At 70.8% G+C, this 7,362-nt stretch carries 8 protein-coding genes; all 8 read right to left on the reverse strand.

Going from position 1 to position 7,362, the window contains the following annotated elements; translation table 11 throughout:
* Positions 1 to 817 (reverse strand): magnesium-protoporphyrin IX monomethyl ester (oxidative) cyclase (acsF, locus tag AB7U92_RS17895; protein ID WP_428579926.1); only part of this gene is annotated, 817 nt, incomplete at its 3' end.
* A 13-nt stretch (positions 818 to 830) separates the two neighbouring features.
* The gene (gene puhC, locus AB7U92_RS17900) at positions 831 to 1,283 is read right to left on the reverse strand and encodes a photosynthetic complex assembly protein PuhC (protein ID WP_428579929.1); all 453 of its coding nucleotides are present in this window, start codon (positions 1,281 to 1,283) and stop codon (positions 831 to 833) included.
* Between the two features lie 7 nt (positions 1,284 to 1,290).
* Positions 1,291 to 1,959: a photosynthetic complex putative assembly protein PuhB gene (puhB, locus tag AB7U92_RS17905; RefSeq protein WP_428579932.1), complete on the reverse strand. Its 669-nt coding sequence runs from the start codon at positions 1,957 to 1,959 to the stop codon at positions 1,291 to 1,293.
* A complete protein-coding gene (gene puhA / locus AB7U92_RS17910; protein ID WP_428579934.1) occupies positions 1,956 to 2,723 on the reverse strand; it encodes a photosynthetic reaction center subunit H in 768 nt (255 codons plus the stop codon). The genes puhB and puhA overlap by 4 nt, the downstream gene beginning before the upstream one ends.
* 18 nt (positions 2,724 to 2,741) lie before the next feature.
* Positions 2,742 to 4,181, reverse strand: a complete 1,440-nt coding sequence (locus AB7U92_RS17915) for a BCD family MFS transporter (protein ID WP_428579937.1) — start codon at positions 4,179 to 4,181, stop codon at positions 2,742 to 2,744.
* On the reverse strand, positions 4,178 to 4,891 hold the full coding sequence (gene bchM / locus AB7U92_RS17920; RefSeq protein ID WP_428579939.1) for a magnesium protoporphyrin IX methyltransferase: 714 nt from the start codon (positions 4,889 to 4,891) through the stop codon (positions 4,178 to 4,180). The genes AB7U92_RS17915 and bchM overlap by 4 nt, the downstream gene beginning before the upstream one ends.
* Position 4,892: 1 nt before the next feature.
* On the reverse strand, positions 4,893 to 5,801 hold the full coding sequence (gene bchL, locus AB7U92_RS17925) for a ferredoxin:protochlorophyllide reductase (ATP-dependent) iron-sulfur ATP-binding protein (protein ID WP_428579945.1): 909 nt from the start codon (positions 5,799 to 5,801) through the stop codon (positions 4,893 to 4,895).
* Between the two features lie 2 nt (positions 5,802 to 5,803).
* Positions 5,804 to 7,362 (reverse strand): cobaltochelatase subunit CobN (locus tag AB7U92_RS17930; protein WP_428579942.1); only part of this gene is annotated, 1,559 nt, incomplete at its 5' end.

Here is a 7,362-nt window from a genome sequence, read left to right on the forward strand (position 1 = left end):
CGTACTCGGTGGGCTCCAGCCCCATCGCCTGCTTCAGCTCGGGGCGGGTGTGGTCGCGCACGTACATGGTGGCGTACACCGCGAGCAGGAAGAAGCGGATCCACAGCGTGTTGGCGCCGCGCAGCAGGTGCGGGTGCGCGCGCATGATCAGCGCGAAGCTCTCGCCGTGTCGGAATTCGTCGTTGCACCAGCGCTCGAACCAGCGAAAGATCGGGTGGAAGCGCTTCTCGGGGTGGCGCTCGAGCTGGCGGAAGATGGTGATGTAGCGCGCGTAGCCGATCTTCTCGGAAAGGTACGTCGCGTAGAAGATGTACTTCGGCTTGAAGTAGGTGTACTTCTTGGTGCGCTTGAGGTCGCCGAGGTCGAGGCCGAGGCCGAAGTCCTTCAGGCTCTGGTTGATGAAGCCGGCGTGGCGCGATTCGTCGCGCGCCATGTAGCGCATCAGCGCCTTCACGTCCGGGTTCTCGATGTGCTTGGCGATCTCGTTGTAGAGGATGCAGCCGGAGAACTCGCTGGTGACCGAGCTGATCAGGAAGTCGAGGAACTCCTGGCGCAGCTCGGGCGACATGGCCGCCATCTGCGCACGGGCCTCTTCCGCGAACTCGGGCGTGCGCTGGAAGTGGTCGTGGTTGTTGTCACCCTCGTACTCCGCCATCATCGCGTCCCATTCGGCGCGGATAGCGCTCACGTCGATGCGGTCCATCGCCGCGAAGTCGGTGGTGTAGAAGCGCGGCGTCAGCAGCGTCTCCTGCTTGGCCTTGGCCTCGGCGTCCTGGGCGCTGCTGATCTCGTGCACGGGGGCGTGGGCGGCTTGCATGGCGTGGTCTCCGTCAGTTCTTCTCGGTCAGCGTGAGCAGGCGTGCGAACACGCCGGCATTGGTGGGCCCGAAGGCCTCGAGGTCGATGCGTGCACCGGTGGCCGGGTCGGCGAGCGTGAGGCGGCCGTCGGCCCGAGCGGCCAGCTCGAAAGGCTGCTGCGGCCCGAGCTCGCGCATGCGGCGCTCGCGCGTCAGCGCGCGCAGCGCGCCACGCATGAAGCCCTGTTCGCCGCTCAACCGCTCGAGCGTGCGGCCGTTGCTGGCGTCGATCACCGCGATGCTGCCGTCGCTCCGGTCTTCGAAGCGCAGCAACCGCGTGGCCACCGAGGGCGCGTCGGGCGCACGCACCGACACGCCGGCCAGGCGCACTGCGGCCACCCCGAGCAGCGACGCGAGCACCAGCGCGCCGATGGCGACCAGCAGGCCGCGCGGCAGCAACGGGGTGGAGGCGGGGGCAGCGTTCATCGTCGGCTCAATGCGTGGCCAGGGCCGTCTCGGGCAGGGCGGACGCCGGGGGCGGCACCGGCTGCGCGGCGCCCGGTTGCGCCCCCAGGCCGGTGGCCTGTGACCACTGCACCGCCAGCAGCTGCGTCACCTCTTCAGGGCGCGGCACGCAGCGCAGCATAGGCTGCGGCTTGCGCAACTGCCAGGGCCGCGCGTGCGGCCACAGCTGCAGGTAGGCGATGCGGTCCTCGCCGGCCAGCGTCAGCGCGATGTCGCCGGTGCTGCGCGGCGTGCGCGCCATGTCGGCGGCGGCGATGCACTTGAAGGGCAGGTTGAAGCTCAGCGTCAGCACGATGCCGATGCGCATCACCACGCGGCGGTTGGTCAGTGTGTAGACGGTGGTGCGCGCCGACAGCCAGGCCAGCACCAGTACCAGCACCATGCCGATCAGCGGCAGCGGCAGCAGCAGGGCCACGTCGCGCAGCGCCTGCATGGCACTGCCGCCGTCGGCCAGCGTGACCGCACCGCGCAGCACCAGCATCAGCGCGAAGTAGATCGCCAGCTTGCGCACGTGGAAGGCACGGATCGCCAGCGCCTTCCAGTCGGGCGAGCCCTGCCAGACGACATGCTCGCCGGCCGGCGGCACCTCGGGCAGGCCGTAGACCGGCTCGTCCTCGTGCTCCATCGCGAAGCTCACAGCAGCGGCTCCTGGCGAGCCGGCGTGGCGTACAGCGTGCCGGCGCCGTAGTAGGCGGCGATCTTCTCTTCCTCGAGCAGCGTCACGCGGTCGGGCTGGCGCGGCGCCGGGGCCATGGCGAGCTGGTGGCCAAGCACCGACTTCACCGCCACGCGGTCACGGTGCACGCGCGCGAAGGTCATCGGCAGCAGGGCGCGGCGCGGGCCGGTGGGCGAAGGCGCCTCGATCTCGATGTAGCGCACGATGTTCTCGCTGTGGTCGACCCAGATGTCGGCCACGGTGGCGCCGACCACGCCGTCGGCGCCCACCACCGGCAGGCCGCGCGGATCGGTGCTGGCCTTGGCGACGCTGAACTTCGGCATGTCGCGCAGCGGCACGATGCGCGGGTGACCCTCGTAGTCCATGTCGGGCTCGTCGCGGCGACGTGCATAGGCGCCCGGGCCGACGGCGGCGAACATCGGGTCACCCACCGGCACCAGAGGCGCGCCGATGTACTGGTGCGCCGGCTCGGCCGAGTACACGTGCGGGTCCGGCTTCAGGTCGGGCACCGAGACTTCGCGGCCGTCGGGCAGCACGAAGGTCTTGGGCGCCGGCACCGGCCAGCCGCCCACCTTCGGGCCACCCGGGATGTCGGTCTCCATCGGGTAGCCCTCGCGGTGGTTCTCCGCCGCGAGGTAATAGATCAAGCCCGCGAAGAAGATCCAGAACAGGTAGAGCACGAGCTGTGCGACGTCGATGTACTGGGTGATCGCTCCGGTTCCCATGGGGTGCTCCTTCGTGCGTTATCCGGGAAGGTCGGCCAGGCCGAACTTGGTGGAAGGGGTGGGCGCGGACGGCCGGCGGCCGAGCGGGCGGACGAGCGGGCCGATGGCGATCAGCGCCGCGAACAGCAGGTAGATCTCGAGGTGGTAGACGAAGCTGTAGCCGGTGACCGGGCTGACCAGCGCCGAGCCCAGCGTGCCCTGCATCGCCAGCGTCGACACGCCGTCGCGCAGCGCACCGCCGGCGGCCACCGCGAAGCCGCCGGCACTGGCCTGTACCGCGCCCCAGGCGCCGAGCGCGAGGCCGACGTGCTCGGGCCGCTCCATGCTCATTGCCGCGGTGAGCGTGCCTACCGCGAACAAGCCGCCGCCGAAGCCGATCAGCGCGGTGCCGGCGCGGAACAGCCAGGGCGCGTCCAGAGGTGCAGCGAAGATCACCGCCGCGAAGGCGGGCAGGCCGAGCAGCGCACCGGTGGCCGCCACCCGATACGGATCGCCGCCGCGCGCCAGCCAGCGAGCGGCCAGCGCGAAGGCGGCCAGCGAGCCGCCGGCGAGCATCGCCGTCAGCGCACTCGTGGCGCCGACGCCGAGCTTGAGGATCTCGCCGCCGTAGGGCTCGAGCACCACGTCCTGCATGTTGAACGCGGCGGTGCCCAGGCCCACCGCCCACAGGAAGCGGCGTGCCTTCGGCTGGGCGATGAAGCTGCGCCAGTGGGCGCGGAAGTCGGGCGCGGGCTCGCTCTTGGCGCGGCGGCGGGTCGGATCGCGCGCCTCCTGCTTCCACAGCGCCACGCCGTTGAGCCACAAGGAGGCGACTGCCGCGCCCTGCACCACCTGGATCAGTCGCGTCGGGCTGAACTCGGTGAGCAGCACGCTGAACAGCGCGCCGCCGCCCGCCATGCCCAGCAGCAGCATCACGTACATCAGCGCGACCACGCGCGGGCGGTTCTGCTCGGTGGAGAGGTCAGTGGCCAGTGCCAGGCCGGCGGTCTGGGTGGTCTGCAAGCCTGCGCCGACCATCAGGAAGGCCAGCGCCGCCGCCGCGTAGCCCAGCCCGGCCAGCCCGAGCACGCCCTGGCCAGTGAGCAGCAGCAGTGCGAAGGGCATGATCGCCAGCCCGCCGAACTGCAGCATCGTGCCCAGCCAGATGTAGGGCACGCGCCGCCAGCCCAGCGCCGAGGCGTGGGTATCGGAGCGGTGGCCGATGAAGGCGCGGAAGGGCGCAGCCAGGATGGGCAGCGCCACCATCAGCGCCACCAGCCAGGCGGCCATGCCCAGCTCGACGATCATCACGCGGTTGAGCGTGCCGACCATCAGCGCGGTCGCCATGCCCACCGACACCTGGAACAGCGATAGGCGAAGCAGCCGCGACAGCGGCACCTCTGCCGTCGCCGCATCGGCGAAGGGCAGGAAGCGCGGTGCGACGCGCTTCCAGAGCAGGGCGACTTCCGCGAGCTTCATGAGCGCACGATCTCCAGCGCCTGCGAGGTGTAGAAACCGCTGGCGATGCGCTCGCAGCGGCCGTCGCGGAAGCCCTGCAGCCCGGGGGCGGCGAGCAGGCCGCGCTTGAGCGCCAGCTCGGCCACCGGCTCGATCGCCGGGGCACGGTCGCCGCGTGGGAACAGGCGGCCCACCGCGTGCATCGCGGCCAGCGCCGGCGTGCGCGGCGCGAAGGTGATCAGCATCGAGCGCGACACGCGCGGCGCCCAGGCCTCCAGCGCGCGCAGCACGTCGGGGGCCTCGTAGTGGATCAGCGAATCCATCGCCACCACGTGGTCGAAGCGGCCCAGCTCGGCGGCGAGCATGTCGCCGCTGCGGAAGTCGATACGGCCGCCGCTGGCGAAGGTATCGAGGTGCTCGGCGACGCGCCGCACGGCGAGTTCCACCAGCGTCGGCGAGAGGTCGATCGCCACCACCTCGGCGCCACGGCGGGCGGCTTCCACCGCGAAGGCGCCGGTGCCGCAGCCGGCATCGAGGATGCGCGCGCCGTGCAGGTCCTGCGGCAGCCAGTCGAGCAGCATCGCGCGCATGCGATCGCGGCCGGCGCGCACGGTGGCGCGGATGCGGCCGACCGGGGCGTCGGAGGTCAGGTGTTCCCAGGCCTTGACGGCGGTGCGGTCGAAGTAGTGCTCGATCTCGCCGCGCCGGGTCTGATAGGAGGCGTGTTCCATGTCAGTCGTACCCCAGCAGGTCGAAGATCTCGCGGTCCTTCAGCGGCACCGCGGGCAGCGGCTCGCCGCCGGTCCACATCGCTGCGGCCAGGCGCAGGTATTCGCGCTGCGCCGCCTCGATCTCGGGCTTGGACTCCATCTCGAAGAGCGTGCACTTCTTCAGCCGGCTGCGGCGGATGGCGTCGAGATCCGGCAGGTGCGCGGCCAGGCGCAGGCCGGTGCGCTCGTTGTACTTGTCGATCTGGTCGGTGGCGGCGCTGCGGTTGGCGATCACGCCGCCCAGGCGCACCTTGTAGTTCTTCGCCTTCGCGCCGATCGCCTGCACGATGCGGTTCATCGCGAAGATCGAGTCGAAGTCGTTGGCGGTCACGATCATCGCCCGCTCGGCGTGCTGCAGCGGTGCGGCGAAGCCGCCGCAGACCACGTCGCCGAGCACGTCGAAGATCACCACGTCGGTGTCTTCCAGCAGGTGGTGCTCCTTGAGCAGCTTGACGGTCTGGCCGACCACGTAGCCGCCGCAGCCGGTGCCGGCCGGCGGCCCGCCGGCCTCGACGCACATCACGCCGTTGTAACCCTCGAAGACGAAGTCCTCGGGGCGCAGCTCCTCGGCGTGGAAGTCCACCGTCTCGAGCACGTCGATCACCGTGGGCAGCATCTTCTTGGTCAGCGTGAAGGTGCTGTCGTGCTTCGGGTCGCAGCCGATCTGCAGCACGCGCTTGCCCATCTTGGAGAACGCGGCCGACAGGTTGGAGCTGGTCGTGCTCTTGCCGATGCCGCCCTTGCCGTAGATCGCGAACACCTTGGCGGTGTCGATCTTCACGGCCGGGTCCATCTGGACCTGCACGCTGCCTTCGCCGTCGGCGCGGCCTGGGCGGCGGATCTCGTCCACCGGGATGTGGGTGACGTCCATCTTCATGCGGCTGCCTTTTGCGGTGTATTCGGAATGACGCCTTCGAGGCGGTCCTCGAGCTCCTCGCCGGCGCGGCGCAGGGCTTCGAGGGTCTTGTCGTCCGGGGTCCAGAACTGCCGCTCCGAGGCTTCGAGCAGCCTCGCAGCGACCTTGGCGGACGCGGTGGGATTGAGCTGCGCGAGACGCTCGCGCATCTTCTCGTCGAGCACGAAGGTCTCGCTGAGCTTCTGGTAGACCCAGGGCTGCACCTGCCCGGTGGTGGCCGACCAGCCCATGGTGTTGGTCAGGTGCACCTCGATCTGGCGCACGCCTTCGTAGCCGTGTTCCAGCATGCCCTCGTACCACTTCGGGTTGAGCATGCGGGTGCGCGTCTCCAGCGCCACCTGCTCGGACAGCGTGCGCACCGTGCCGCCGCCCAGGCCGTCGCGGGTCTGGTCGCCGATGTAGACCGGCGCCATCGCGGCCTCGGTGCCGCCCTGCGCGGACTTGGCGCGCTGCACCGCGCGGCTGATGCCGCCGAGCGTGTCGAAGTAGGTGTCGATGGTGGTGACGCCGAGCTCGACGGAGTCGAGGTTCTGGTAGGCCAGCTGCACGTCGGCCAGCACGCTCTTGAGCAGCTCGCCCTGCTGCACCGGGCGGCCGCTGCGGCCGTAGGCGAAGCCCTTGCGTCGCGAGTAGGTCTCGGCGAGCTCGTCTTCCTCGTCCCACTGGCCGTTGTCGACCAGGTGGCTGACGTTGGCGCCATAGGCGCCCTCGGCGTTGCCGAACACACGCAGCGAGGCCGCTTCGAGGTCGCAGCCGGTCTTCGCCATGAAGGCCAGCGCATGCTTGCGCACGAAGTTCTGCTCGGCGGGCTCGTCGACGCTGGCGGCCAGCCAGGTCGCCTCCGCGAGCATGCGGATCTGCAGCGGCAGCAGGTCGCGGAAGATGCCTGACATGGTGATCACCACGTCGACGCGCGGCCGGCCGAGCTGCGCCAGCGGGATCAGCTCGGCGCCCGCCAGGCGGCCGTAGCTGTCGAAGCGGGGCTTCGCGCCGAGCAGGGCCAGCACCTGGGCGATCGGGCCGCCTTCGCTCTTGAGGTTGTCGGTGCCCCACAGCACCATGGCGATCGACTCGGGGAAGGCGTGGCCGTCGGCCTGGTAGCGGTCGAGCAGGCGCTGGGCCTGGCGCGTGCCGTCGGCCACCGCATAGGCGCTGGGGATGCGGAACGGGTCGAAGCCGTGCAGGTTGCGGCCGGTGGGCAGGATGCTCGGCGTGCGCAGCAGGTCGCCACCCGGCGCCGGGCGCAGGAAGCGGCCATCGAGCGCACGCAGGATGCCGGCGGTCTCGTGGTCGTGCGCCATCAGCGCATCGGCACGGGCAAGTTCACGCAGCAGCTCGATCGGCGCGGCGGCGTCGCCCGCGGCGATGTGCACCTGCTCGGGTGTGCGGCCGGCGACGATCGCGTCCACCTGCTCGCGCGGCGGGCGCTGGCCGAGCGAGGCCTCGGCCAGCGACAGCAGCAGGTCGGAGCGCTGCGCGGGCGTCGGCGCGCGGCCGACCACGTGCAGGCCGTAGG

Origin of the sequence: Piscinibacter sp. (genome assembly GCF_050175855.1) — a bacterium.
In the GTDB taxonomy this organism is placed as follows: domain Bacteria; phylum Pseudomonadota; class Gammaproteobacteria; order Burkholderiales; family Burkholderiaceae_C; genus Piscinibacter.

Excerpts from the sequence above, each read along its gene's own strand:
- AB7U92_RS17915 (WP_428579937.1), bottom strand. The coding sequence starts at position 4,181 with ATGAAGCTCGCGGAAGTCGCCCTGCTCTGGAAGCGCGTCGCACCGCGC.
- puhA (WP_428579934.1), bottom strand. The coding sequence starts at position 2,723 with ATGGGAACCGGAGCGATCACCCAGTACATCGACGTCGCACAGCTCGTG.
- bchM (WP_428579939.1), bottom strand. The coding sequence starts at position 4,891 with ATGGAACACGCCTCCTATCAGACCCGGCGCGGCGAGATCGAGCACTAC.
- puhC (WP_428579929.1), bottom strand. The coding sequence starts at position 1,283 with ATGAACGCTGCCCCCGCCTCCACCCCGTTGCTGCCGCGCGGCCTGCTG.
- bchL (WP_428579945.1), bottom strand. The coding sequence starts at position 5,801 with ATGGACGTCACCCACATCCCGGTGGACGAGATCCGCCGCCCAGGCCGC.